This is a genomic window from Mesorhizobium sp. P2_E6 (genome assembly GCF_056403835.1).
In genome coordinates this window covers 43,178-66,972 of the sequence record NZ_JBFUEQ010000016.1, presented here as the reverse complement: position 1 = coordinate 66,972, position 23,795 = coordinate 43,178, and the positions used below count along the sequence as shown (strand labels likewise).

Here is a 23,795-nt window from a genome sequence, read left to right as displayed (position 1 = left end):
GCCATTCAACCTCTGGAAGCACCTGTCTTTACGTTCACTCCCTCAAGCAACGCGATTAAGCCTCGTAGAATGTCGATTGGGGGTGGTGGGCAACCGGGAATGTGCAGATCGACCGGCAACACCTTAGACACCCCACCCATCACGGCATAACTCCCGGCGAAACACCCGCCGTTCAGGGCGCAGTCGCCGATGGCGACCACCCATTTGGGATTGGGGGTGGCCTCGTAGGTCCGATGCAACGCCTCGCGCATATTTTTGGTGACCGGCCCGGTTACGAGCAGCACATCCGCATGGCGTGGCGAGGCAACGAAGCGGATTCCGAACCGCTCGATATCGTAGAAGGCGTTGCTCAAGGCGTGCATTTCGAGTTCGCAGCCATTGCAGGATCCGGCGTCGACCGCGCGGATGGACAGGCTTCGGCCCAGCCGTTTGTGTGCTGCTCTGTCGAGAGTGCGCGCGAGTTCGTTGATCGCCGCATCGCCTGCCGGTGGTGATGACTCGGTAAGCGGCGGTTGAAACAGGCCTTTTAGAAGGAGCATTCGCATAGCGGCAGCCTTAAAGGTCGTGGCCCGAATAGGAGCAGTTGAACGACTTGTTGCAGAGCGGAAAGTCGGCGACGATATTGCCCTCTATCGCGGCCTCGAGCAGCGGCCATTGAAACCAAGRGGGATCGCGAAGGTGACAGCGTTCAACGGTGCCGTTTGCGGCGATACGGAGCCAAGCCAGAATGTCGCCGCGGAAACCTTCGACGAGCGCCATGCCTTCATGCGCACCGTTTGTTTGAGCAACGTCGACACGGATCGGGCCTTGCGGCAGCCGTTCCAGAATCTGTTCGACCAGAGATAAGCTCTGCTTGACCTCATGGATGCGAATCCAGACGCGGGCGTTCACGTCGCCTTCCTGGAGGAGAGGCACATCGAAAGCGAGCTCATCATAGGGAGGATAGGCGAGATCGCGCCGGACATCGAAGTCCCGACCGGAGGCTCGGCCGACATAGCCGCCCGCACCATACTGTTGCGCGAGTTCCACCTTGAGCCGGCCAGAGCCGACAGTCCGGTCCTGTAGTGACGCAGTGTTGTCGTAAAGTTCGACCAGGGCAGGGAACCGCTGCCCGATTTCTGCGATGAGAGACCGAATCGCTGTCGCCCCCTCATCGCTTAGATGGCTTGCTACTCCGCCTGGCACGACGCGGTCACGCATCAGGCGGTGGCCGAAGGCCGCATCGCTGGCGCGCAAGACACGCTCACGCAGCACGCCACAGTGGGCATGCATGAGGGAGAAAGCGGCGTCGTTGCAGATTGCGCCGATATCGCCCAGATGATTGGCCAGACGCTCCAGTTCGGCCATTAGTGCGCGCAACCAGACCGCGCGTTGTGGAACCTCGACAGCCAACGCCGCTTCGACGGCGCGCGCAAAAGCGAACGAATACGCCACGGTGCTATCACCCGACGTTCTGCCTGCCAGCTTGGCCGCACGGTCGAGATCAGAGCCTGCCATCAAGCCTTCTATGCCCTTGTGCGCGTATCCGAGACGTTCCTCCAGCCGAACGATCGTTTCGCCACTTGCCGTAAATCGAAAATGTCCGGGTTCAATGATGCCTGCATGCACAGGCCCAACCCTTATCTCGTGCAGGCTTTCGCCCTCGGCAGGAAGAAACCGGTATGAGGAAGCTGCTGTTGACGCTGGACCACGCGCGCCCAATGGACTGCTAAACCCCCATTGCCCATGATCGAGCCACAGCCGCGTATCAGGTGCACCCTGCGGCAACAGACCGAACAGGTCAGCGGCCGCGCGTTCGAGGCGCATTGCGGGCGGATGCAACTGGCCGACCGATGGGTAGCGGCCACCTGGGCATTCCAGACTGAGGACGCCGGGTTCGGGAGCATTCTTGTCCAGAAGCGCCATGTGCACGCTAGCCCTCTCGCCCCACAGGCCGAGCAGGGTCCAGCGACCTGCAGCCAGCTGCTCGGCTGCGAAGTTCCACATTTTCGGAGCCACCACGGCACGCACCCAAGGAAGGTGCTGCTCGACGCGGCCGCTAGCTAGGATGACGTCGATCAGCGCAGGTACAGGTTTTTTCTTAGGCATCTGCTTCATCCCAGCAGGTTTGCGACGTGCTGGAACCACGTGACCAGCGGCGGCGGTAAATAGACGCCAGCGACCAGTACCAGGCTCAGATGAGCGTATAGCGGCGCGTAGGATGCCTCGACTGGCGCGAGACTGCCACGCGGCTCACCGAAAGCGACTCCGGTCAACCGCAGCAGCAAGGCGCCGAACGCGAGCAGAAGCCCGAATGCCAATGGGATCGCCAAGAGCGGCTGTCTCGCGAATGTCGAACTCACGACCAGGAATTCGCTCATGAAAATGCCCATCGGCGGAAGGCCGGCTATGGCGACGACGCCGATGACCAGAGCCCACCCGAGGCCCGGATGAGTTTCCGTCAGGCCGCTGATATCAGCGATCTTTTGCGTGCCCTTGACCTGGGAGATGTGACCGACTGCGAAAAAGATCGCCGACTTGGTCAGGCTGTGCATCACCATGTGCAGCAAGCCTGCAAAGTTGGCGAGCGGGCCGCCCATGCCGAAGGCGAAGACGATGATGCCCATATGTTCGATCGAGGAATATGCGAACAGGCGTTTGATATCGCGGCGGCGGTAGAGCATGAAGCCTGCGAAAATGAGCGAAGTTAGCCCCATGGTGATCATCAGCGGCCCAGGCGCTATCGCCAGCGGGCTTGCGGCAAGCAGCAGCTTGAACCGGAGCACGGCATAGAGCGCGACGTTCAACAGCAAGCCCGACAGCACCGCCGAAATCGGCGTCGGGCCTTCCGCGTGCGCGTCAGGCAGCCAGGCATGCAAGGGGGCAAGGCCGACCTTGGTGCCGTAGCCGAGCAGCAGGAAGACGAAGGCGACGTTGAGCAAAGCCGGGTCGAAACGTGCCGCGTTTTCGATAAGCACGGTCCACACCATGGCGTTCGTACCCTCGCCGACGACCGGTTGCGCGGCCATGTAGACGAGGATGGTGCCGAAGAGGGCAAGCGCAATGCCGACGCTTCCCAGAATGAAATATTTCCAGGCCGCCTCCAGCGCTTCATGCGTGCGATAGATGCCGACCATCAGCACAGTGGTCAGCGTGGCAAGCTCCACCGCCACCCACATCAAGCCGATATTGTTCGAGACGAAGGCGAGATTCATGCCGAACATCATGATCTGGTACATGGCGTGGTAGAACCGCAAGTTGGTTGCGGTCAGCCGGCCGGTATCCAGCTCATGCGCAATGTAGGAGGCGCTGAATACACTCGTCGTGAAGCCAACGAATGTATTGAGCACTATGAAGACGATGTTGAGATCGTCGACGAGCAGATACTGCCCCGGCGGCGGCCGGTCGATGACAAGAAGCGACAGTGCGGCGAGCATGGTCAGGAAGCTGGCGACGACATTCAGGCGTGCCGTTACCCGATAGTTAGGCAGCACGGCCATGAGTGCGGCAGCCGAGGGTGGTATCAGCAAAATGGCGGCCACCGCGTCGAAGGAAAACCCGGTCAACGGCGTTCTCCCCTGTAGTCGTCGAGCGCGCCGACATCCACCGAGTCGAACCGTTCGCGAATGCGGAACAGGAAGACGCCGATGACGATGAACGCAATCAGGACGGAAAATGCCACGCTGATTTCCACAACCAGCGGCATGCCCTTGGCGCCCGTCGCTGCGAGGACCAGGCCGTTCTCGAGCGACATGAACCCTACGACCTGGCTGACAGCGTTTCTGCGGGTCACCATCACGAGGAGACCGAGCAGGATAATGGACAGTGCGAAGGCCAGATCCTCGCGGGCCAGCGGGTCAGCTTCGGGAGTAATCCGCAGCATCAGCACCATGGACAGGGTCACCAGGCCTATGCCGGCAAGCATGGTTGGGCCGATGCCAACGGCCGTCTCGATGTCACGATGAATACCGAGGCGCTGAATGATGCGGTGAAGGCCCACGGGAATAATGATCCCCTTGAACACGAGGGCGATCGCCGCCGTGATGTAGAGATGGTGGGCGTCCTGAATATAGGCCTGCCAGGCCACGGAAAGGGCAAGGACGACCGCGTGAAGCGCGAAAACGTTGATCAGCGCAAACAGGCGATCCTGATAGAGCATCATGAAACTGATCAAGACCAGGCCAGCTGCGAGCAAATGGGCGATGTCAAAGATCAGGCCGTGCATCACAGGCTCCGCGATACAAACAGGAGGAGCGTGCCGAGCAGGGCTAGCATCAGTGCTGCGCCCAGGAAATCCGGGACGCGGAATACACGCATCTTGGCGATGGCTGTCTCAAACAGGGCGAGAAGGACGCCACCCGTGGCCAGTTTGCCGATATAGGCGACCAATCCCAGTAGATACGGCTTTGGTCCGCCCCCGTCGGTCACCAAACCCCAGGGAACAAAGACGCAGGAAATAAGCGACATATAGAGCAGTAGCTTGAGGAAGGCGGCGAACTCGATCATTGCCAGATGGCGACCGGAATATTCCAGCACCATCGCCTCGTGAACCATGGTGAGTTCCAGGTGGGTTGACGGGTTGTCAACGGGTACTCGAGCGTTTTCGGCGAGCGCCACGATGACCAAAGCAATGAGGGACATCCCGAGCGATGCCCGCAGGCCAACATCGGACGAACTCATGAAAGCAGCGACCGTAGAGAGTTGCGTCGCTCCAGCGACCAGTGCCAGGCTGAACACGATCAAGAGCATGGCCGGCTCGGCCAGTGAGGCGATCATCACCTCGCGGCTTGCGCCGATGCCGCCAAAGCTCGTGCCGACATCCATCCCCGCCAGCGCCAGGAAGAAGCGCGCGCTTCCAAGCAAGGCAACAATGGCGATGAGATCAGCGGTCCAGCTGAAGGTAAGGCCGGTGGCGAATGTCGGGATAAGCGCGGCAGCCACCCAAGTGGCGGCGAAGATCAGATAAGGTGTCACGCGAAACAGCCAGGATGCGTTGTCGGCCAGGACGACTTCCTTGCGCATAAGCCGCAGGAGATCGCGGTAGGGCTGGATCAGGGAAGGTCCTTGGCGCCGCAGTAGTCTCGCCTTCACTTTGCGCACGAAGCCGGTCAGCAGCGGCGCCAGCAAAAGCACCAGCATCATCTGCGCACCCTGGACAACCAGTTGTAGGATCAGGGCCATAGCGCAAGCACCAGAAGCAAGGTGACGARGTAGAGGAAGACGAGGGTCAGATAGCGCCGGATTGTCAGGAACTGCAGATGGTTGAGTTTCTCGGTTGCAAAACTGAGAATCCCGGCGATCGGCTGATAAAGCGCCTCCCAGATCACATCGTGGGCTTCGACAGTCAGGCGCGCCGGACCGGTAGCGCCGGGCGCCGGCATATCCACGTTTTCCGTGGCTCGGAAGGCGAACGTACCGAAGACGCGGCGGATGGGCTGCGCGAAACTCACCGCCGTGTATTGTGCGGCCGGCGTTACGTCCGGGAAGCCACAGCCCCAGGCGGGACCACGACGCAGCGCCTGTGAGGCGAAGCGGTGGATGACGAGTGCGGCAAGCGATGAGGAAGCAGCGATGAACAGGAACACCAGCAGGCCATTGTAGGAGCTGCGGCTCTCGGCGATCGGCACGATCGACAGCCAGGGCTGTGCCATCTGCACCGGCATGCGATTGCCGATGAGCGAAAGCGTCACCGGCGAAAGGCCGTCTATCACGACGCCCGGCAGAATTCCTGCCAGCAGGCAAAGGGCCGCGAGGATGAACATTGCCGCCAGGGCGTAGCGGTCAACTTCGTGCGCGTGTTCCACCACCGAGGTCCGTGGCCGGCCGAGGAATGTAATCCCAAACGCCTTTACGAAACAGGCGGCGGCAAGTGCCGCCGACAGCGCCAGCAGGCCACCAACAGCGGGCACCATGACCTTCAGGCCCCATTGCGGCAGATCCGGGCTCTGCAGTATCGCCTGGAAAGCCAGCCATTCGGAGACGAAGCCATTGAAGGGCGGCAGCGCGGAGATCGAAACGCAGCCGACGAGAAAGACGAAACTGGTCAGCGGCATGCGATGAATGAGACCGCCCAGTTTCTCCATGTTGCGCTCGCCGGTCGCTGTCAGTACGGCGCCAGCCCCGAAAAACAGCAGGCTCTTGAAAAAGGAATGGTTGAGAACGTGGAAGAGTGCGGCTGTGAGCGCCAGCGCGGCGGCCGACGGCATCGCGTTCGCCTTGAAGGCGAGTGCGAGGCCGAGACTGACGAAGATGACGCCGATGTTTTCGATTGTGCTGTAGGCAAGGAGCCGCTTGAGATCCTTTTCCATCAACGCGTACAGGATCCCGAGAACAGCAGTCATGCCTCCGAGGGAAAGCACGACGACGCCAGACCACCATGGCGGTTCGCCGAGCAAGTCGAAAATAACGCGTATGAAGCCGTAGATGGCGACCTTGGTCATGACGCCGCTCATGAGGGCAGATACGTGGCTTGGCGCTGCAGGATGAGCGAGTGGAAGCCAGACGTGCAGCGGGACGAGACCGGCCTTGGAACCTGCCCCGAGCAACATGAGGGCCAGAACGGCACCCGTGACAAACCGGGTGGGCTCGGCTGCACGCATCGCCTCGAATGCGTAATTTCCACTCGAGCCGGAAAGCAGACCGAAGGCGAGAAGCAGCGCCAGCGTGCCGAAGCTTGCCATGACAAGATAAATGTATCCCGCCCGCGTCGTACCCTCTTCGCGATGGTGCGCCATGACCAGCGCCCACGAGGTCAGGGACATGAATTCCCAGGAAAGCAGGAACGTGAAGGCGTCATCTGCAAGCACCACAAGGTTCATGCCTGCAAGGAAGGCGGGGAAGAACGGCAGTACCCGGTGCGGGGAAGCCTCATGACGGCCGTAACCGAGTCCATAAAGACTGGCGAGTGCACCGCCTAGGTTGACAACGACGAGAAAAAAAGCCGAGAGCGCATCCAGACGGAAGTGAGCCCCAATCCAAGGCAATCCGAGTGGCAGCGTGACAACCGACACGCCCGGATCCGCTGCGAAGTGGGTTAGGACAAGCTCCAACAAGATGGCTGAGATGCCAAGTGTTGCGCCATAAATCAGGCGCGTTGCCGCGTTGCGGCGACTGGCAGAAATGGCGAGCAAGACAGTTCCTAAAAGCGCGGCGACGCCCCATAGAAGAACCGCGGCATTTGGGATCACGCCACATTCCCCAAGCTCAGTTTGGTTTCCGAATTGCCGGTGCCGGAAATCTTGGCTGGATTGAAGTCAGCCTTCAGCCGCACACCTCGCCCGCCGATCTGGCTTGGCGCGCCGTCCGCAATCAGTTCGACGCCGGCGAGTTCAAGCGCCCCAATCAACTTCACGAGGGAATCGACATTGCCCCGGATCATCCACTCGCTGGCCTCCATACGTTGAATTGTCGGCACTGAAAGGCCGGACAATTCGGCAAGCTTGCGCTGCTCGATGCCAAGGAGCGCCCTCGCGGCGCGCAACTGTGGAGCAGTTATCACGTGTCGCATCCTCCTTGTCAGCTTTAGGATATGATCTCTACACGTTGCAGCATATATTAAAATGTGCTAGGGTCAATAACTGATATGTAGGATATCGATATTGATAGATGTTATCTCGATATGCCGTCTGTCGTAGTGTGCTCAGTTCCAGGGTGCATGCACGGAGCCTACGGGCCTTGGCGTAGCCATTTCGGGGCTTCCGTCCGAGCTGGTTCGATTGGAAGAGACATGGGATGAAGCCGACCGTGCGCCTGACGCGAAGGCCTCTTGCACCGCATTTGCGGATCTACCGGCTGACGATGACCATGACGATGTCCATCCTTCATCGGCTCACGGGGATCGCTCTTTATCTAGGTACGCTCTTGCTGACCTGGTGGTTGGTTGCGGCATCGTGGAGTCCGGAGGCTTACGCCACTTTTCGGTCCTTCATCGGCTCCCCAGCCGGAGAGATCGTCCTGCTTGGATATGTCTGGGCGCTTCTTCACCACTTGTTGGGTGGCCTTCGGCACTTTGTCTGGGACATGGGGAAGGGGTTTGATGTGCCAGCGGCAAACTTCATGGCGCGCGCAACCCTCATAGGCTCGCTCTCATTTACCGCTGCGATCTGGGTGGCGGGCCACCTGATTGGGGGAGCGACATGACCAATATGCAAACGCCGATGAAACGTGTGCGCGGGTCAGGGTCGGCTGGTGCCGGTACTGGTCATTTCTGGGTTCAGCGCTTGACGGCGGTGGCCAACGTGCCACTCGTGCTTTTCCTCATTGCGTTGTTGTTGACGCGCATCGAGGCAGACTATGCAACCGCCCGAAGCTCGATAGCTAACCCGTTGGTGGCGATTCCACTTTTGCTGCTCGTTCTTTCCGGCGTCTGGCACATGTGCCTGGGCATGCAGTCGATCATCGAGGATTACGTGCATGGGCCGGGCATTAAATTTGTTATGCTCATTCTCAACATTCTCTTTTCGACAACGATCGTTGTCACGTGCCTCTATGCGGTGTTGAAGATCAGCCTCAGCCCGCAATTTATGTGAATGAGAATGTAATGGGCCCTTCAAATGCTTACACGTTTACCGACCATACCTATGACGTGATCGTCGTTGGCGCCGGTGGCGCTGGTTTGCGCGCCACGCAAGGCGCTGTCGAAGCCGGTCTAAAGACGGCATGCATCACCAAGGTATTTCCGACCCGCAGTCATACCGTCGCGGCTCAGGGCGGTATTGCAGCCAGCCTTGGCAATCTTGGCGACGATAGCTGGCAATGGCACATGTACGACACGGTCAAGGGGTCGGACTGGCTGGGCGATCAAGACGCCATAGAATACATGTGCCGCCAGGCTGTTCCGACGGTCATGGAGCTGGAACACGCCGGCATGCCGTTCTCGCGTACCGAGGACGGGAAAATCTATCAGCGTCCTTTCGGCGGCCACATGAGCAACTTTGGCGAGCGCCCCGTGCCAAGGGCTTGTGCCGCGGCAGATCGCACCGGGCACGCCCTGATTCATACGCTCTATGGGCAGGCCCTGCGTTTCGGCGCTCAGTTCTTCATCGAGTATTTCGTTCTCGATCTCATCATGGTGGATGGTGAATGCCGTGGCGTCGTCGCTTGGTCTCTAGACGACGGGTCGCTGCACAGATTCCGTGCGCAGACAGTCATCCTGGCGACTGGAGGCTACGGCAGGATCTATTATTCCTGCACATCCGCCCACACCTGCACGGGCGACGGCGGTGGCATGGTTCTGCGTGCCGGCTTGCCGCTCCAGGACATGGAGTTCATGCAGTTTCATCCGACCGGCATTTACGGGGCGGGCTGCCTGATTACGGAGGGTGCGCGTGGCGAGGGCGGCTATTTGGTCAATTCAGAAGGCGAGCGCTTCATGGAGCGGTACGCGCCATCTGCCCGGGATCTCGCCTCCCGCGATGTTGTCTCTCGAGCAATGACGGTCGAAATTCGGGAGGGGCGGGGCGTCGGGCCGAATAAAGATCATATCTATCTGCACCTTGATCATCTCGACCCCGCGATGCTGCACGAGCGCCTCCCCGGCATATCGGAGTCGGCCAAAATCTTTTCCGGGGTCGACGTGACGCGCGAGCCGATACCGGTCCTGCCGACCGCCCACTATTGCATGGGCGGCATTCCCGCAAATTACCACGGCGAAGCGATCAGCGGAGCCGACGGCAATCCGGACGCCATTGTAGCCGGTCTCATGGCCGTCGGTGAGGCGGCGTGCGTGTCCGTCCACGGCGCCAACCGGCTCGGCTGCAATTCGCTCCTCGACATTGTGGTCTTTGGGCGTGCTGCCGCACTGCGCTGCGCCGAACTCCTCGTGCCTGGCGCCGCGCAGCCGGCGCTGCCATCCAACGCAGGCGAAGCCACCCTCGACCGCTTCGACAAGTTGCGCAATGCCAAGGGTGGCACGCCGACGCCTCGCCTGAGAGCCAGGATGCAGCAAACCATGCAGAGCTATGCCACCGTGTTTCGCACGGCTGAGATCCTGCAAGAAGGCAAGGAAAAACTGAGGGAGGTGTGGGACGGCCTGTCCGACCTGCGCGTTTCAGATCGCTCAATGATCTGGAATTCCGACTTGGTCGAGACGCTTGAGCTCGAAAACCTTCTTCTCCAGGCAACAACACTTGTCGATTCCGCTCTCGCGCGCACCGAAAGCCGTGGCGCTCATGCACGCGAAGACTTCCCCGAGAGGGATGACAAAAACTGGATGACCCACACGTTGGCCAGGAGCGACGGCGAGGGCCATGTCAGCCTGAATTATCGCCCTGTCCACGCATATACCCTCACCGCGGACATCGCATACATCGAACCCAAAACCCGCGTCTACTGATGGGCAATATCTGTCGCGGTGCATGACGGGTTTTCAAAGGAAGAGACGATGGTTCAGCTCACATTGCCGAAAAACTCCACGATCACTGCGGGGCGGACTTTCAAGAACGATGACGGAGCCACCAAGGTCAAAAGATTCCGCATCTATCGCTGGAACCCTGACGATGGCCAGAACCCACGAATAGATACCTATGAAGTCGATCTTGGCAAATGCGGACCGATGGTGCTCGACGCGCTGATCAAGATTAAGGAAGAGATCGACCAGACGCTGACATTCCGACGGTCTTGCCGGGAAGGCGTCTGTGGTTCCTGCGCCATGAACATCGACGGGACCAATACGCTTGCCTGTACCAAAAGCATCGAAGATGTGGCTGGTGATGTGAAGATCTACCCGTTGCCCCACATGGAAGTGATCAAGGATTTAGTGCCCGATCTGACGCATTTTTACGCTCAGTACGCTTCAATCAAACCTTGGCTGCAGACCGTAACGCCAAAGCCTCAGGGAGAATGGAAGCAAAGTCATCAGGACCGGGAAAAGCTTGACGGTCTCTATGAGTGCATATTGTGCGCTTGCTGCTCGACCTCCTGTCCAAGCTACTGGTGGAACGGTGATCGCTACCTCGGACCCGCCGTGCTCCTGCAGGCCTATCGATGGCTGATCGACAGCCGTGATGAAATGACGGGAGACCGTCTCGACGACCTTGAAGATCCTTTCCGCCTCTACCGCTGCCATACCATCATGAACTGCACCCAAGCCTGCCCCAAGGGTCTTAATCCGGCAAAGGCTATTGCAGCGATCAAGACCATGATGGTGGAACGGCGGATTTAGAAACTTGGCCACAGTGATGAAATCATGATCCGAATTGCGAAATATCATTCCGATTTCGGCAACATAGAAGTCTTTCGTGCCAAGGACACTGGCTCGTTCATTTACCGTCAGGGTGGTTGCTTTCAAAGCGAGTGTGACCAGGACGGCGTGAGCGTCGTGCCTTATGTCCATGCCATCTTCGGTCTTCTCGCTCAAAAGCAGGTGACCGACGTGCTCATGATCGGCGGCGGCGGCGGCAGCTTGGGCACGATGCTCGATCGAGTTGGAGCGCGGGTGACGATCGTTGACATAAATCCCCAGGCTTTTCAGATCGCCCGACGACATTTTGGGCTTCCCCGCCATGTCGACTGTTGCGTTGCCGACGGGGAGGATTTTTTACGAACCGAACGCCAACGCTATGATGCAATCGTCCTGGACGCCTATGTTGGAAAGCGGATCCCAGAGCATCTGCGGACTGAAACATTTTTTCGATTGGCGCGTAGCCGTCTAAAGAATTCTTCCGGTTGCTTGATCGGAAATATTCATGCTCGCCACGATTTGGATTCGTTGCCGGATAGCGTTGCTGCCAGGCTCAGCTCTGTTTGGAGTGACGTAAGATTGCTTGATATTCGCGGTGTGCCAGACCGCAATGCCATCGTGATGGCTGGCAATGTTCGCGAACTGGTGCTGCCGAGAATGTTGATGCCGCCCTTGGTCGGCGCGGATGAAATCGCTTGGGATCTCAATCGACTCGCGTTCAGACGTTGGCACCTGCCTCGTCGCGAGGAGCAAAGCAAAGCGGGCTTTTGACATACTGCGGTTGGCGCGAAAACACTGATGATCACCCTTCGTTCAGAAGTCCTAGCTGGCGGGTTTTTCTTCCTGGAAGGACCTCGCTGGCATGATGGGACGCTTTGGATGTCGGACATGATCGGCCGTAAGGTTTACCGTCTTGGTCTTGATGGACGTACCGAAATCGTCGCCGAGGTGCCAAACCGTCCTTCTGGTCTCGGCTTCATGCCGGACGGATCGCTTCTGATTGTTTCGATGCAGGACCGCACTCTGCTGCGCCTTAGGAATGGTTCACTCGCCATTCACTCCGATCTACGTGCCTGCATCATGGGCGAACCCAACGATATGGTCGTTGACCGCAACGGCCGGGCATATGTAGGCGTGTTCAGCTTTCGGAGGGAAGCCGCCCCCGGTTATGCGGATGCGAGCCTGGTTCTGGTCGAACCTGATGGACAGGCGCGAGCAATCGCTCATGATTTGGCGTTCCCGAACGGAAGCGTGATCACCACGGACGGACGTCTCGTCGTGGCGGAGACTTTCGGCCATCGGCTTACCGCGTTTGAAATTTTGGCGGACGGCACGCTCGGCCGACCGGTTCTATTTGCCGATCTGGGCAACGTCGCACCGGATGGCATTTGCTCCGACAGTGAAGGCGGGGTCTGGCTTGCCGGCTCCGGGTCACCGTATTTCATGCGCATCCTGGAGGGTGGAAGGGTCACCCATCAGATTCGTATCCCACATTGTCAGGCTGTTGCTTGCGCGCTAGGGGGGCCTGACGGCAGAAGTCTATTCTGCACAACGGTGGACAAGAGAATCGAGGCCGTCGATGGCTGCCCTGCGACAGCGCAGGTGCATGTCGCCTATGTCGAGACCCCCGCACTGCGATTGTTTGATAGCAGCTAGCGGGCGCTGCTATGCGGTCCATTGCTAAGGCCATAAACAGTATGAGTTGATACGTTATTAGCGGATTGGAGAACAATCATGGCAGATACGAATAAAAGAGCCGTATACCTCGGCACTTTAACCAAAGATAATCTGTTTAATTTGCCCAGTCAGGGAGACAGGCGAAAAACCCGTAGCAATATCGAAGTCCGATCAATCGCTGACGCCGAGAAGGCAGAGCGGGACGCAAAGACAGCTCGGCTAAGGGCACAACGAATGGCGAAAGAGACAAAATGAGACGAAGGAGGAAAAGCGAGGGATGGCGAACACGCGCCAACCGAGCTTTCTATCTCTTTGGAGCGTTGGCGGCCGTTGTGCTGATTCTAATCGTTGTCTTCCACAGATAACCTGACCTCTATTCGGACCTGTCGTTCGTCGCTAGTATTGCGCTGGTCGAGCATCCGACCTTGCATCAGGCCATAGGTGCGCTCGCCTCTTTGTTCGGATCTTTCGAGATATTCCGGCGGGAGCAGAGCGCTCATTCGCACGCCCTTGCCCCGAAATGATAAATCATATGGATAACCCTATGATTGATGCATGAAGCATTAAAATCAATCGATGAGCGTGGCCTGGCTGCTTGGCAACGATGGCGTTGGCAGTTATCTAACCCGAATGACTCAACGCTATCAGCCAAACCAGGAGTCAAACGGCACCTGGACCCTGTCGACACCCGCACCGAGCGCCCCGCTGAAATGGGAAGCCGGACTATTGCCGGCCTGAATCGGCACGACGCCGAGGAACTCGCTAACCTTTTGAACATGCTGGAAACGCGGAGGCAAAGAGTTGATGACGCCGCCAATTATCCTGCTGAGACCAACCTGATTGATTGCGTCGCGAAGAATGTCTGAATTCCGCAGGCGAGTTCTGACGGATTAAACCATCACTCAACCGGATCGCAGCGTGAACGGTGTCGAGAGAGACTATGCAAAACTACAACGTCGTCATAACGGGCATCGGGCTGATTTCGTCGCTTGGCGAGGGCGCCGATACACATTGGCGAGCTTTCAATGGCGAGGCCGAACCCCGTATCGATAGCGAGGCATTCAAGCCCTATACAGTTCATCCCTTGGGGCAGGTTGACTGGAGCAGGCAGATTTCGAAGCGCGGCGATCTACGACAAATGGGAACTTGGCAGCACATCGGTACCTATGCCGCCGGTCTCGCACTTCAAGATGCCGGGATCAAGAACGACGAGACCCTTTGTGCCTCAATGGATTTGGTCGTGGCTGCRGGCGGTGGCGAACGCGACGTTTCCGTCGACACGCAGATCCTGGCTGAGGCACGGGTCCGCAATGATCTCGGCACGATGCTGAATGAAAAAACTGAGCACAGAGCTGCGGCCGACGCTCTTCCTGGCGCAGCTTTCAAACTTGCTCGCCGGCAATATCTCCATTGTTCACAAGGTCACCGGCTCTTCGCGCACATTCATGGGCGAGGAAGGCGCAGGCATTTCGGCGATCGACACCGCGGTTGCACGCATACGCTCGGGGCAGAGCACGCATGCGCTCGTCGGCGGGTCCTACAATTCCGAGCATCCAGACATGCTGCTCGGCTTTGAGCTCAACGGCATGCTGAAAACTGACGGCTGGGATCCACTCTGGGAAAGAGAGGACACGGCTGGCGGTGGCATCATCACCGGCTCCGGTGGCGCATTCCTGGTACTGGAAAGCGCAGAGCAGGCGAAACGGCGTGGCGCTCGTGCGTACGCCGCAGTCGACGCGATCTGCAGCACGCAGATTCGCCGCAACCGTGAAAATTTGCAGGAAACTGTTGCTCGGCTGCTCAACGCCGCGAGTCAGAACAGCGGCATAGGCTTGGTTGTTTCCGCAGCTACCGGCGCGAAAGGCATCACCGCCGCAGAAAAGTCGGCCGTCGATTTATTTTCTGCCTCGGCGGTGCGCGGCATCGCGGGCAAATTGGGCCATCTGCGTGAGGCACAATTTCCGCTTGCCGTAGCTCTCGCCGCGCTAAGCGTCTTCAACGGCGCGGCCTTCCCGCCGATCGATGCCACAAACGAACGGGTGGGATCGGCCCGCATCGAAACAGCGCTCGCGACCTCCATCGGTGCTGTCCGCGGCGAAGGCGTTGCCCGGCTGGTCAGGATCTGAGGATACTCCCGTGTCAAAATACACTGACCATCTCGGCCGTCCCCTGGTTGCCGTCACCGGGCTTGGAGTGGTTTCGTCACTCGGGCGAGGCAAGGAAGAGAATTGGGCGGCGCTCACTTCCGGCACTTCGGGAATTCACACGATCACGCGGTTTGCGATCGACAACTTGCGCACGCGGATCGCTGGCACCGTCGACTTTCTTGAGGAAAGCTGGGAGGGGGCCTCGGCACTGTCGCTGAAGCTGGCCTTGCTGGCAGCTGAGGAAGCAATCCTGCAGGCTAGGTTTCCCGTCGCGAATTTTGGAGGCCCGCTGTTCCTGGCAGCGCCACCGGTGGAACTCGAATGGTACGACCGCTTCGCTCTCGCTTCGCTGATAGGATCCGAAGGTGAACCGGGATACAATTTCCTGCTCGCAGCGTGTCGCCTTGGCCCACAGGTCGAAATGTTTAATACAACCGAGTTTGGCTACATTGCTGATCGTGTTACCCGCCGCCATTCAGGATGGAAGCAATCGAGGGTATCTGCATGAGAACGTAGATCCCGATGATCGTCACCAGCACCAAGGGCAGCACCAGCGACATCTTGCTGTCCATGGTCGCTCCACCGGATGTGGCGGTGTTCAGGGCCGCATTGACGAGCGAGAAGTAGAAACCGAGAAAGCCGTAGATCAGGATTTGCTGGATCATGAGAAAGGTGGTGAGCGAAAGGAAGAAGACGTTGCCCATCGCATTGCCCAACTGCATATAGACGGTGCGAACGAAGTCCTCCCCGATGTTGTCGATGCCACCGAGAATGCTTTCGGCAAGACCGTTCATGGATCCTCGTCAGTGATGCTGGAGAACGGCGTTGAATTGACAGGCTTCAGCGCGCCGCATTCATCGGCCTCGGCATACGCCAAAGGCCCGCACGGCGCTTCCCGTTCGCGATTTGCGCATCCGAAAAGCACTGCGCCGAGCCCAATAACAGCGCATATGCGCAGCACTCGCCTGGACAAGCGCTAACCTCCGCTTTTGCCAAATTCCGCGAACGGATTGACGTTGCGCGGCGTCATCATCTTCTGCACCTGGCTCTGGCGAAGAAGGTCTCCCTTCAGCTCGCCGGCGTGGCTGGCCAACGACTTCAATGCGAGCCGTCGTCACGCCCTGATCGTCGCGCAGGTGCCCGAAATGTTTGGTTTGATCCGGCCCGCCCTGACCGCAATTGAGACAGAGACGGTGCGGCTGATCCCTCTCGTCAGTCTGTTCCAGTATGCCGTCCAGAATTATCTGTCGTTGTCCGGAATTAAGCCGGGCTTAGAACTGAAACGAATCCGCCGAGAAGTACGAGCGCGACTCACTCGATAAGGGTTGACGAGTTCTTCGTAGGCCGGCATGTGCGCGGCGGATGCGGCGGCGACCGCGACATTCGACCAAATTGAGCGCGCAGTTCGCGACCCGGGAAACGTATGGACAGAAATGCCGCGGAACCCGTCGGGGCCAGCGCCAAGGCCGGCCTCAACCACAAACTCGAAATCAGCATCCTCCAATGCCGCGCGCGCTAGCGCATTGTCGACGCCACACAGCGCAACGCCCGGCTCAGCGTTCTCGCGTTTGATCGCCGGACCGAAGCGACGCTCTTCGATGACCGTTTTGAACCCCTGCGCTTCCAGCCATGCGGCGGCAATCCGAGCCTTTTTCTTGCCGACATCGCCGTGAAACGTGAGCATCGACGTGCTAGCGTTAGAGGTCGCCAAGGTGTCGAAATCCTGGAGGACCAGCTCGACCTCGGCGTGGTCCTTATAGGGCAGCGCGGCCAATGCCCAGCAGAATGCCTGCCCGAGATTGCCAAGGCCAATGAGCCAGAGGCGCGATGGCAAATAGCCGAGGGCAGGTTCGTCAGCCGACGGCTCACGCCAATCTACATCCGGCCTCCAGAGCGATAGGCCTGCCACGCGCCGACCCGCCATCGGATGATCGCCAGCGTGGTAGCTGAAGACCTCTGTCATAAGGCAAGCCGCCGCTACCATCGGCGCGAGGGCCATGCGCTCATCGTCCGCAAGGCGCAACTGATCGCGCAACGGCGCAACGCCCCCGCGCCAGCCGTTCCAGGTGAGCCGCCATCCGACAACAGTGTTTGGCGGAAACAGGTAGCGATTGCCTTTTGAACGGCCGCAGTCCCTGTTGCCGGCTACCCGAGGTTAGCGGCAGCCCAGCGGCCGCTCTGAGTCCGGCCGCCATAGCCGTACGCGTCACCGCAGGCCGCGTGCGCATAGACGTAGCACTCCTTGTGAGGGGGTCCAAGCAGCGCCTGCATGCCGGAAAAGGCTGATCTGACGAAACAAGCCGTTTCGGCTTTTGTGTTGGTCCCTCCGGTGATCTCGATATCGAGCCAGAAGTTTGAAAGGTCAGCTTCGGTGGCGTGCCTGCCGGCTATGAACCAGCTTTCTGGATCAGCTTCTTCAACCAATACGGTGGTGACGGAGGGATCTTTGCCCCCACCGTTCCGCTCCCAGGCGCGCCGCCAGGGCTGCTATCTGAAAGCGAAGTCCGGGTTGAGGCTCCGGCGTCACGTAACRGATGGTGATCATAGGCATGGGCGGATCTCTCCTGAACGGTTTCTCGATGGCCGCCGAGCGAGCCACGGGGCCGCACTTTTGTTCGATGCAGATCGCTCGCATACGGATCACGCCCGCGAGCGCGGCGCGCCCGGATCAGATTCCCGCGTACCAATCATAGGACCCGGCATCCTCCCAGAAGCCGCCGCGTCCTCCGCCAATCGGCGACAGTGAGGCAACCGCCTCGATCCGCATCACGAACTTGGCCTGCTTGTAGCCCAACTGCCGTTCGACCCGCAGCCGAACCGGCGCGCCATGGCCGACCGCAAGGTTGCCGTCGTTCATGCCATAGGCAACGATCGTCTGCGGGTGGAAAGCATCAACCAGGTCGATGCTTTCGTAATACGCCGCACCACCGAAGTCGTCGGCACAGTGGAATACGATGAAGCGGGCGTCGGCGCCCAGCCGCACCTCGTTGAGGATCGCCCACAGCGGAACCCCGGTCCATTTGCCGATGGCGCTCCAACCTTCAACGCAGTCGTGCCGGGTGATCTGGGTACGAACCGGAAGGTTCCGCAGGTCGGCCAGCGAATAGCGGCGCGGCGCTTCTACCAGCCCACCGACGTCGAGGCGCCAGTTGGCGAAACCCTCCACCTGGTGCGCCCGGTATTGCGCGGACCGCGGCTGGGTGTTGCCGTTCGTGCGAAAGTCGGGCGATAATTGCGAAGCGCCGAACTCACGCGCCAGAGTGTTTGGGGCGAACAGACGATGGGTCCGGTATGCGAGGGCCTCGCCAGTCGAAAGCACAAGGTCGCGGAAGCTTGGGCTGGCGCCCATGCGGTCGCAGCCAACCAGCAGGGCGGGGGTGGCGAGGGCGAGGCCGGTCAGCAGCGTGCGGCGGGAAATCGCGGGTGACATCAGGGCTTCTCCTCGGGAAGGCGGAACCAGCCGGTAATCATCGACCGGATCTCGTTGAACGGGCCGGCAAGCACGACCATCGCCAGGTGAACCACGACGAACAGCACCAGCAGAGCTGCGGCAATAAAGTGGATCGACCGCGCCGATTGCCGCCCGCCGAACACGTCGAGCAGCCAGGGCAGAGCGGCGTCGAGACCGGGCGACATAGTCATCCCTGTCAACACCATCGTCGGCAACAGCACGCAGAGAACGCCGAGGTAGGCGGCTTTCTGGAGAATGTTGTAGCGCAGCGCCGCAATACCCTTGGGGAAATTGAGCGTGGCATGGTGACGGATGTCCTGCCAGATGTGGTGGGCGTGAAGCTCGCCCCTGCGGGGCAAGAGGTCGCCGCGCAAATGGCCGTTCGTCAGACTTCTCAGGCCGTATGCGGCCAATGCGGTAGCGAACAGCCACGCGAAACTCAGGTGCCATCGCCGTGACATGCCCAAATCGTAACCCGAGGGAATCGTCGCCCATTCGGGGAAAGCGCGTGCACGGGACTGGCCGGTGCGATCGGTCCATTGACCGAGGAAGCCGGTCGTAGCGATGCTCTGGCTACCAATGCGCAGGAAGCCCTGCCCGCCATCACTGCCGATCTCCAGCCATGCATGGTCTGGATTGGCCCCATACTGGCCCCAGTAAAGTCGCGGATGCGCGTTGAAGATCATTAGCCCGCTCATCAGCAAGATCACCATCGTCACGGCGCTGATCCAGTGCCACAGGCGGGTGGACAAGCGGTGGCGGCGTACCACGTCGCCGCCTTTCGGCGACACTTCCGGGGCGGCAATCGAGGAGATTCGCATTTCTATGATCCTCGGGAATGGTTCAGGAAAGGCGGCGACGCTGCGCGGGCGAGCGCCGCCGCCAGCGGCTCAGTGACCGACTGCTGCATGCATCGCATCCACAGCCATCATGTCGGCGTGGCCAGCGCAGGCATCGACCGTCGCGATCACGTCGTCGTGGCTTGCCGCCATGGGGCCGGTCGCCGGCGCGTCATTGGCCATCGCATCGGTCGCCATGGCATCGGTCGCCATGGCATCGGCGCCAGTGGCGGCCATGGTTGCCATTGCTTGCATCTGCCCGGCGGCGTCCATGATCGAAAACTCTGCACAGGTCATCCCGGAACCGGCACCCATGGCGCCGGCTTCGGCGCGGGCGGGCAGGCCGAGACTGAGGGTCAGCGCGACAGCCTGCAGCAGGAGTGCTGCATCTCTGTGCAGGGCGGGGCGACGGAAGGCGGCAAGGCGGGACATTAAGGTATTCCTTTTTCGGGAGGCTCAGCAGGATTGCTTGGGCACCGGTTGAGTACTCCCGTCCCCGGCGTTCCGATATCGGGCAAAGCCGAGAGCCATGCTTTCAGGTTGCGGAATGTCGGAGGCAGCAGACGGCAATCGCAGGCTTGGCCGGTTGGCTGAGCGCGGGTGGTCTTGACCCTAGGCGCCTGCCGGCTGTAGCGCAGCCTTCAGTCGCGGTGCGGCAAAGTCGAGGAAGGCACGCAACTTCAGCGGCAGCTGCCCCTGAGCCGCGTAGACCAGACTGACTGGCCAGGCCGGCGGCTGGAATCCGGTCAGCACCAGTTGCAAGCGTCCCAAACGGACCGCCTCGATGACCTGGTAGGACAGCACTCGGGCAATCCCTAACCCGGCACTGGCGGCATCAATTGCAGATTCGGCAATATTGACCACCAGCCTCGGCGTAATAGCCACGATCCGGTCGTTTCCGCCGTCGCGGAACAACCAGCCGTCGCTTGAGGTCAGGATGTCGAAGGCAATGCAATCGTGCCCTGACAAGGCCTCCAGCGCGTCGGGCACGCCGCGTTGCGCCAGATATTGCGGACTCGCGCAGGCGATTCGATGCACTTCGCCCAGCCTGATCGCCATCTGGCTGCTGTCCGGCAGATTTCCGATCCTCAGCGCGACGTCGATGTGGTCTTCCAGCAGATGCGCAATCCGGTCGGCCTGAATCAGCCGCACGTCGATCTCAGGATAGGCTTTCAGGAACTCAGCTATCACAGGCAGCATATGTGCGCGCCCGAACGCTACCGGCGCGGCCACAACCAGGCTGCCCCGTGGCGCGCTGTATTCGCCGGCCGCGGCACGTTCTGCCTCATCAATCTGCTCCAGGATGCGCTGGCAGGCCGTGGTGTAGCTGCGGCCCGCATCGGTCAGACTCAACTGCCGGCTCGAGCGGATCACCAGCCGCGCGCCAAGGTGATCCTCAAGCTCGGAAAGCTTGCGGCTGATGGTCGGCAGCGGCATCCCTAATTTTCGCCCGGCGCCAGACAGCGAGCCCGCCTGGACCACGGCGAGCAGCACGGTCATTGCATCAATGCGGTCCATGAAAGTTCCGAAAATCGGAAGGATAGGTTCCGAGATTATCGGATGCCAGGCGACATTGAAAGCTGGCATTTGTCGTTCGTCCGGCCAATCCCGGCCTGTACCGAACCCAGAGGACATAAAAGATGACCCGTCTCCCCACTCCCGCGACCATCGCCGACGCGCCGCAGGCGTCGCAGCCGATGCTTGAAGCAGTCCAGAAACAGCTCGGAGTGGTGCCGAACCTATTCCGGACGGTGGCGACCAGCCCTGCTGCGCTGGAAGGCTATCTCGGCCTCTCCGGTGCGCTGGCCAAGGGGTGGCTGCCAGCGCCGACACGCGAAAGGATCGCGCTCGCGGTGGCTGAGATCAATGGCTGTGGTTATTGCCTGGCCGCTCACACCTATCTCGGCCGCAACCTGGCCAAGCTGGACGACGCAGAGATCCTCGCCAATCGACACGGCGGCTCGAACGACCCCAAGGCCGACGCCGCGGTCCGCTTCGCCGCCAGCATTGTCCACCAGCGTGGCCATGTCTCAGATGAAGAAGTCCGTGCAGTGCGCCTTGCCGGTTATGACGACGCCCAGATCATTGAGATCGTGCAGCACGTTGCGCTCAACACTTGGACCAACTACCTCAACTCAGTCGCCGGAACCGAGATCGATTTCCCGATCGCCTCCGCCTTGGCCGCATGACACGTCCGCTTGCTGCCGCGGTCTCGGCCACGGCAGCGCACTTGTCCGAAGGAGCCTCCTCATGAGCCGACCGCCGCTTCCGCCCTTCACGCCCGAGACCGCTGCCCAGAAGGTCCGCCTTGCCGAGGATGGCTGGAACAGCCGCGATCCGGCGCGCGTCGCGCTTGCCTATACGGCCGACAGCCAGTGGCGTAACCGCGCCGATTTCATACAGGGCCGTGACGCAATCCAGGCCTTCCTCGTCGCCAAATGGCAGCGCGAGCAGGACTACCGGCTGATCAAGGAAGTCTGGGCATGGTGCGACAACCGTATCGCCGTCCGCTTTGCCTATGAGTGGCACGACAGCGAGGGAAAGTGGTTCCGCAGTTATGGCAATGAGAATTGGCAGTTCGACGAGGATGGGCTGATGCGTCGACGTATCGCCAGCATCAACGATCTCGCCATCGACCCAGGGAAGCGCCTGTTTTTCTGGACGCCGGGACGCCGGCCCGACGACCATCCAGGGTTGGGCGATCTGGGATTGTGAGTTGTCGACGATGGCGGACGAACCCACCCACTCCAGCGACGTGGCCTTCACACCGATGGTCAAGGCGATCCAGAGCCGCAGAGGTTCTCGGCGGGCATATGCGCATCAGGAACAACGCGGCGGCTGGTCCACAGCGATCGACGCAGCGCTGAAGGTGTTCATCGAAGCGCAGACCAGCGTGTTCCTGGCCACCGCCAATGCTGAAGGGCAGCCTTATATCCAGCATCGTGGCGGTCCGGCCGGTTTTCTCAAGGTGCTCGACGACAGCACCATCGGCTTTGTCGATTTCGCCGGCAACAGGCAATTCATTACGACCGGCAACCTGGCCGAGAACTCGAAAGCCTACCTGTTCCTGATCGACTACGCACAACGGCGGCGCATCAAGCTATGGGGCACCGCACGCGTCGTCGAAGGCGATGCCGGGCAAATTGCCGAACTGATGCCCGCCAACTACAAGGCGCGCCCGGAGCAGGTTATCCTCTTCACCGTCGCCGCCTGGGATGCAAACTGTCCGCAGCACATTCCGCAACGGTTCGAAGCCGCCGAAATCGCCGCCGCCCTCGCGCAACGCGACCTGCGCATTGCGGAGCTTGAAGCGGAACTTGCCGCGGTTCGGACAAGCCGCATCTGAACTTGAGTAGGCTTGATCTCGCGAGGGGGAAAGAAACTAAGTCCGCGCTGAGTGCGAATGTCGGGAGATCCTTGGGACGTTTGATGTATGCTCTCCTAAACCAGGCTCGCGGGGGATGCAGCTATGATCACGTTGTGCGGATTCGGCGTGAGCAATTATTACAACAAACTCAAGCTGGTGTTGCTGGAGAAACAGATCCCGTTTCGCGAACGCCTCGTCTACCCGTGGGAGCGCGAGAGCTTCATCAACCAGTCGCCAATCGGGAAAATTCCTTTCATCGAGACCGATGAAGGCGGCCTGTCAGAGTCGCAAGCGATCCTTGAATATCTGGAGGAATGCTTTCCGGCGATCCCGCTCTATCCCAAGGGTAGGTTTGCACGGGCGAAGTGCCGCGAGTTGATCCAGCATCTTGAGCTCAACTCAGAATGGGTCGCCCGCCGGCTCTACAAAGAGTGCTTTTTTGGGGGCAGGGTCTCCCAGGAAACCAAGGACGAGGCCAGGAACCGGCTCGTCTTGGGCCTCCAGGCAGTGGCACGTCTGACAGGGTTCGCGCCTTACGCCTGCGGTTCCGAGTTCACCGCTGCGGATTGTGTCGCTTATGTCCACTTTACAATGATCCGGAAGGCGACGCTGGCGATATACGGGGAGGATATTGTGGAGCAATTAGTTCCCGATGCGCCAGCATATATGAGTCGCATGGATGCCCGGCCCCACTTCCGAACGATCATGACCGATCGCGACGTTTCGCTGGAGCTATTCGGTCGAACGGGCGTGGCCTATGAGGGCTAGCTGTCACGGCGGCAAATTCACCTAATCGCGCTTCGGGGCAAACCACGAAGAGCCCAGCACAAAGGCGTTTGGGTGCAGCAAGGTGAATTTCAGGACCCCGCGGCCAATGTCGATCGCCAGGCGCGGCTCGTCTCGGCTAGCGACAGTCGCATCTTCGCCCGGACCATAAGCTAAGCGGTAAGGTGTGGCTCCCGGTCCGATACCCGCTTGAAGGTTGCTAGCGGCGTGCAAGGGGAGCGTGGGCGTTGCAGGCAGGCTGCCGCAAGCAACCTCCGCATCGCTCAAACCCGATCCGGCGATACTCCCGAAAAATGAAAGGATGGATCCCGGATTGACCGGATACCGCGAGATCAGCGCCGCGCCTATCCCTTGTCTCGCAAGATCCCAT

Annotated in this window: 24 protein-coding genes and 2 pseudogenes; 13 read left to right on the top strand and 13 right to left on the bottom strand. The window is 60.1% G+C overall.

What is annotated here, in order from left to right; genetic code table 11:
• Positions 1-5 precede the first annotated feature (5 nt).
• The 7 genes from AC1D08_RS30945 to AC1D08_RS30915 are packed head-to-tail and all read right to left on the bottom strand — an operon-like array spanning position 6 to position 7,477.
• Positions 6-545, bottom strand: coding sequence for an NADH-quinone oxidoreductase subunit B family protein (locus tag AC1D08_RS30945; RefSeq protein ID WP_477228636.1), 540 nt, complete (start codon positions 543-545; stop codon positions 6-8).
• 10 nt (positions 546-555) lie between these two features.
• Positions 556-2,088 (bottom strand): hydrogenase large subunit, encoded by a 1,533-nt coding sequence (locus AC1D08_RS30940; RefSeq protein WP_477424906.1) that lies wholly within the window; start codon positions 2,086-2,088, stop codon positions 556-558.
• Between the two features lie 5 nt (positions 2,089-2,093).
• Complete coding sequence (locus tag AC1D08_RS30935) at positions 2,094-3,545, bottom strand: hydrogenase 4 subunit F (protein WP_477228638.1); 1,452 nt, start codon at positions 3,543-3,545, stop codon at positions 2,094-2,096.
• The gene (locus tag AC1D08_RS30930) at positions 3,542-4,204 is read right to left on the bottom strand and encodes a hydrogenase-4 component E (RefSeq protein WP_477228639.1); all 663 of its coding nucleotides are present in this window, start codon (positions 4,202-4,204) and stop codon (positions 3,542-3,544) included. Before AC1D08_RS30930 ends, AC1D08_RS30935 begins: the two co-directional genes overlap by 4 nt.
• Entirely contained in the window at positions 4,204-5,160 is a 957-nt protein-coding gene (locus AC1D08_RS30925) for a respiratory chain complex I subunit 1 family protein (RefSeq protein WP_477228640.1), read from the bottom strand. Before AC1D08_RS30925 ends, AC1D08_RS30930 begins: the two co-directional genes overlap by 1 nt.
• Positions 5,151-7,166 (bottom strand): hydrogenase 4 subunit B, encoded by a 2,016-nt coding sequence (gene hyfB, locus AC1D08_RS30920; protein WP_477424904.1) that lies wholly within the window; start codon positions 7,164-7,166, stop codon positions 5,151-5,153. Before hyfB ends, AC1D08_RS30925 begins: the two co-directional genes overlap by 10 nt.
• Positions 7,163-7,477 (bottom strand): helix-turn-helix domain-containing protein, encoded by a 315-nt coding sequence (locus AC1D08_RS30915; RefSeq protein ID WP_477228642.1) that lies wholly within the window; start codon positions 7,475-7,477, stop codon positions 7,163-7,165. Before AC1D08_RS30915 ends, hyfB begins: the two co-directional genes overlap by 4 nt.
• A gap of 233 nt (positions 7,478-7,710) precedes the next feature.
• On the opposite strand from AC1D08_RS30915, the gene sdhC reads away from it, so the two are divergent.
• From sdhC to AC1D08_RS30870, 9 genes and pseudogenes are all read left to right on the top strand, one after another.
• A complete protein-coding gene (sdhC, locus tag AC1D08_RS30910; RefSeq protein WP_477228643.1) occupies positions 7,711-8,118 on the top strand; it encodes a succinate dehydrogenase, cytochrome b556 subunit in 408 nt (135 codons plus the stop codon).
• Positions 8,115-8,507 carry a succinate dehydrogenase, hydrophobic membrane anchor protein gene (sdhD, locus tag AC1D08_RS30905; protein WP_477424902.1) on the top strand — a complete coding sequence of 131 codons (393 nt, stop codon included), beginning with the start codon at positions 8,115-8,117 and terminating at the stop codon, positions 8,505-8,507. Before sdhC ends, sdhD begins: the two co-directional genes overlap by 4 nt.
• A gap of 11 nt (positions 8,508-8,518) precedes the next feature.
• The gene (gene sdhA, locus AC1D08_RS30900) at positions 8,519-10,312 is read left to right on the top strand and encodes a succinate dehydrogenase flavoprotein subunit (RefSeq protein ID WP_477424900.1); all 1,794 of its coding nucleotides are present in this window, start codon (positions 8,519-8,521) and stop codon (positions 10,310-10,312) included.
• A gap of 48 nt (positions 10,313-10,360) precedes the next feature.
• Positions 10,361-11,140, top strand: a complete 780-nt coding sequence (locus tag AC1D08_RS30895; protein WP_477424898.1) for a succinate dehydrogenase iron-sulfur subunit — start codon at positions 10,361-10,363, stop codon at positions 11,138-11,140.
• 24 nt (positions 11,141-11,164) lie between these two features.
• Positions 11,165-11,929 (top strand): spermidine synthase, encoded by a 765-nt coding sequence (locus tag AC1D08_RS30890; protein WP_477424896.1) that lies wholly within the window; start codon positions 11,165-11,167, stop codon positions 11,927-11,929.
• A gap of 27 nt (positions 11,930-11,956) precedes the next feature.
• The gene (locus AC1D08_RS30885) at positions 11,957-12,814 is read left to right on the top strand and encodes an SMP-30/gluconolactonase/LRE family protein (RefSeq protein ID WP_477424894.1); all 858 of its coding nucleotides are present in this window, start codon (positions 11,957-11,959) and stop codon (positions 12,812-12,814) included.
• Between the two features lie 569 nt (positions 12,815-13,383).
• On the top strand, positions 13,384-13,701 hold the full coding sequence (locus tag AC1D08_RS30880; protein ID WP_477424892.1) for a hypothetical protein: 318 nt from the start codon (positions 13,384-13,386) through the stop codon (positions 13,699-13,701).
• Positions 13,702-13,775: 74 nt separating this feature from the next.
• Positions 13,776-14,961 (top strand): annotated as a pseudogene (locus AC1D08_RS30875) (beta-ketoacyl-ACP synthase).
• A 10-nt stretch (positions 14,962-14,971) separates the two neighbouring features.
• Positions 14,972-15,451, top strand: a pseudogene (locus tag AC1D08_RS30870) (beta-ketoacyl synthase N-terminal-like domain-containing protein); the annotation flags it as partial.
• Here the strand turns inward: AC1D08_RS30870 and AC1D08_RS30865 are convergent.
• From AC1D08_RS30865 to AC1D08_RS30840, 6 genes are all read right to left on the bottom strand, one after another.
• Complete coding sequence (locus AC1D08_RS30865; protein WP_477424891.1) at positions 15,444-15,776, bottom strand: hypothetical protein; 333 nt, start codon at positions 15,774-15,776, stop codon at positions 15,444-15,446. The pseudogene AC1D08_RS30870 and the gene AC1D08_RS30865 sit on opposite strands and share 8 nt — an antisense overlap.
• 446 nt (positions 15,777-16,222) lie before the next feature.
• On the bottom strand, positions 16,223-16,945 hold the full coding sequence (locus tag AC1D08_RS30860) for a ubiquitin-activating E1 family protein (protein WP_477424889.1): 723 nt from the start codon (positions 16,943-16,945) through the stop codon (positions 16,223-16,225).
• Between the two features lie 705 nt (positions 16,946-17,650).
• Entirely contained in the window at positions 17,651-18,412 is a 762-nt protein-coding gene (locus tag AC1D08_RS30855; RefSeq protein WP_477424887.1) for a molybdopterin-dependent oxidoreductase, read from the bottom strand.
• Positions 18,412-19,254, bottom strand: a complete 843-nt coding sequence (locus AC1D08_RS30850) for a cytochrome b/b6 domain-containing protein (RefSeq protein ID WP_477424885.1) — start codon at positions 19,252-19,254, stop codon at positions 18,412-18,414. Before AC1D08_RS30850 ends, AC1D08_RS30855 begins: the two co-directional genes overlap by 1 nt.
• Before the next feature lie 69 nt (positions 19,255-19,323).
• Positions 19,324-19,704, bottom strand: coding sequence for a hypothetical protein (locus tag AC1D08_RS30845; RefSeq protein WP_477424883.1), 381 nt, complete (start codon positions 19,702-19,704; stop codon positions 19,324-19,326).
• Between the two features lie 180 nt (positions 19,705-19,884).
• Positions 19,885-20,790 carry a LysR family transcriptional regulator gene (locus AC1D08_RS30840; protein WP_477424881.1) on the bottom strand — a complete coding sequence of 302 codons (906 nt, stop codon included), beginning with the start codon at positions 20,788-20,790 and terminating at the stop codon, positions 19,885-19,887.
• A gap of 122 nt (positions 20,791-20,912) precedes the next feature.
• On the opposite strand from AC1D08_RS30840, the gene AC1D08_RS30835 reads away from it, so the two are divergent.
• The 4 genes from AC1D08_RS30835 to AC1D08_RS30820 all read left to right on the top strand — a co-directional run bounded on the left by AC1D08_RS30835 (position 20,913) and on the right by AC1D08_RS30820 (position 23,407).
• Positions 20,913-21,461, top strand: a complete 549-nt coding sequence (locus AC1D08_RS30835) for a carboxymuconolactone decarboxylase family protein (protein WP_477424879.1) — start codon at positions 20,913-20,915, stop codon at positions 21,459-21,461.
• Between the two features lie 61 nt (positions 21,462-21,522).
• Complete coding sequence (locus tag AC1D08_RS30830; protein ID WP_477424877.1) at positions 21,523-21,987, top strand: nuclear transport factor 2 family protein; 465 nt, start codon at positions 21,523-21,525, stop codon at positions 21,985-21,987.
• A gap of 10 nt (positions 21,988-21,997) precedes the next feature.
• Positions 21,998-22,618 carry a pyridoxamine 5'-phosphate oxidase family protein gene (locus AC1D08_RS30825; protein ID WP_477424938.1) on the top strand — a complete coding sequence of 207 codons (621 nt, stop codon included), beginning with the start codon at positions 21,998-22,000 and terminating at the stop codon, positions 22,616-22,618.
• A gap of 123 nt (positions 22,619-22,741) precedes the next feature.
• Positions 22,742-23,407 carry a glutathione S-transferase family protein gene (locus AC1D08_RS30820; protein ID WP_477241421.1) on the top strand — a complete coding sequence of 222 codons (666 nt, stop codon included), beginning with the start codon at positions 22,742-22,744 and terminating at the stop codon, positions 23,405-23,407.
• Positions 23,408-23,795: the final 388 nt, after the last annotated feature.

What these genes read in the sequence shown, in the direction of transcription:
- AC1D08_RS30945 (WP_477228636.1), bottom strand. Translation starts at nt 545, where the DNA reads ATGCGAATGCTCCTTCTAAAAGGCCTGTTTCAACCGCCGCTTACCGAG.
- AC1D08_RS30930 (WP_477228639.1), bottom strand. Translation starts at nt 4,204, where the DNA reads ATGCACGGCCTGATCTTTGACATCGCCCATTTGCTCGCAGCTGGCCTG.
- AC1D08_RS30925 (WP_477228640.1), bottom strand. Translation starts at nt 5,160, where the DNA reads ATGGCCCTGATCCTACAACTGGTTGTCCAGGGTGCGCAGATGATGCTG.
- sdhC (WP_477228643.1), top strand. Translation starts at nt 7,711, where the DNA reads ATGAAGCCGACCGTGCGCCTGACGCGAAGGCCTCTTGCACCGCATTTG.
- sdhD (WP_477424902.1), top strand. Translation starts at nt 8,115, where the DNA reads ATGACCAATATGCAAACGCCGATGAAACGTGTGCGCGGGTCAGGGTCG.
- sdhA (WP_477424900.1), top strand. Translation starts at nt 8,519, where the DNA reads ATGGGCCCTTCAAATGCTTACACGTTTACCGACCATACCTATGACGTG.
- AC1D08_RS30895 (WP_477424898.1), top strand. Translation starts at nt 10,361, where the DNA reads ATGGTTCAGCTCACATTGCCGAAAAACTCCACGATCACTGCGGGGCGG.
- AC1D08_RS30890 (WP_477424896.1), top strand. Translation starts at nt 11,165, where the DNA reads ATGATCCGAATTGCGAAATATCATTCCGATTTCGGCAACATAGAAGTC.
- AC1D08_RS30885 (WP_477424894.1), top strand. Translation starts at nt 11,957, where the DNA reads ATGATCACCCTTCGTTCAGAAGTCCTAGCTGGCGGGTTTTTCTTCCTG.
- AC1D08_RS30865 (WP_477424891.1), bottom strand. Translation starts at nt 15,776, where the DNA reads ATGAACGGTCTTGCCGAAAGCATTCTCGGTGGCATCGACAACATCGGG.
- AC1D08_RS30860 (WP_477424889.1), bottom strand. Translation starts at nt 16,945, where the DNA reads ATGACAGAGGTCTTCAGCTACCACGCTGGCGATCATCCGATGGCGGGT.
- AC1D08_RS30855 (WP_477424887.1), bottom strand. Translation starts at nt 18,412, where the DNA reads ATGTCACCCGCGATTTCCCGCCGCACGCTGCTGACCGGCCTCGCCCTC.
- AC1D08_RS30850 (WP_477424885.1), bottom strand. Translation starts at nt 19,254, where the DNA reads ATGCGAATCTCCTCGATTGCCGCCCCGGAAGTGTCGCCGAAAGGCGGC.
- AC1D08_RS30845 (WP_477424883.1), bottom strand. Translation starts at nt 19,704, where the DNA reads ATGTCCCGCCTTGCCGCCTTCCGTCGCCCCGCCCTGCACAGAGATGCA.
- AC1D08_RS30840 (WP_477424881.1), bottom strand. Translation starts at nt 20,790, where the DNA reads ATGGACCGCATTGATGCAATGACCGTGCTGCTCGCCGTGGTCCAGGCG.
- AC1D08_RS30835 (WP_477424879.1), top strand. Translation starts at nt 20,913, where the DNA reads ATGACCCGTCTCCCCACTCCCGCGACCATCGCCGACGCGCCGCAGGCG.
- AC1D08_RS30830 (WP_477424877.1), top strand. Translation starts at nt 21,523, where the DNA reads ATGAGCCGACCGCCGCTTCCGCCCTTCACGCCCGAGACCGCTGCCCAG.
- AC1D08_RS30825 (WP_477424938.1), top strand. Translation starts at nt 21,998, where the DNA reads ATGGCGGACGAACCCACCCACTCCAGCGACGTGGCCTTCACACCGATG.
- AC1D08_RS30820 (WP_477241421.1), top strand. Translation starts at nt 22,742, where the DNA reads ATGATCACGTTGTGCGGATTCGGCGTGAGCAATTATTACAACAAACTC.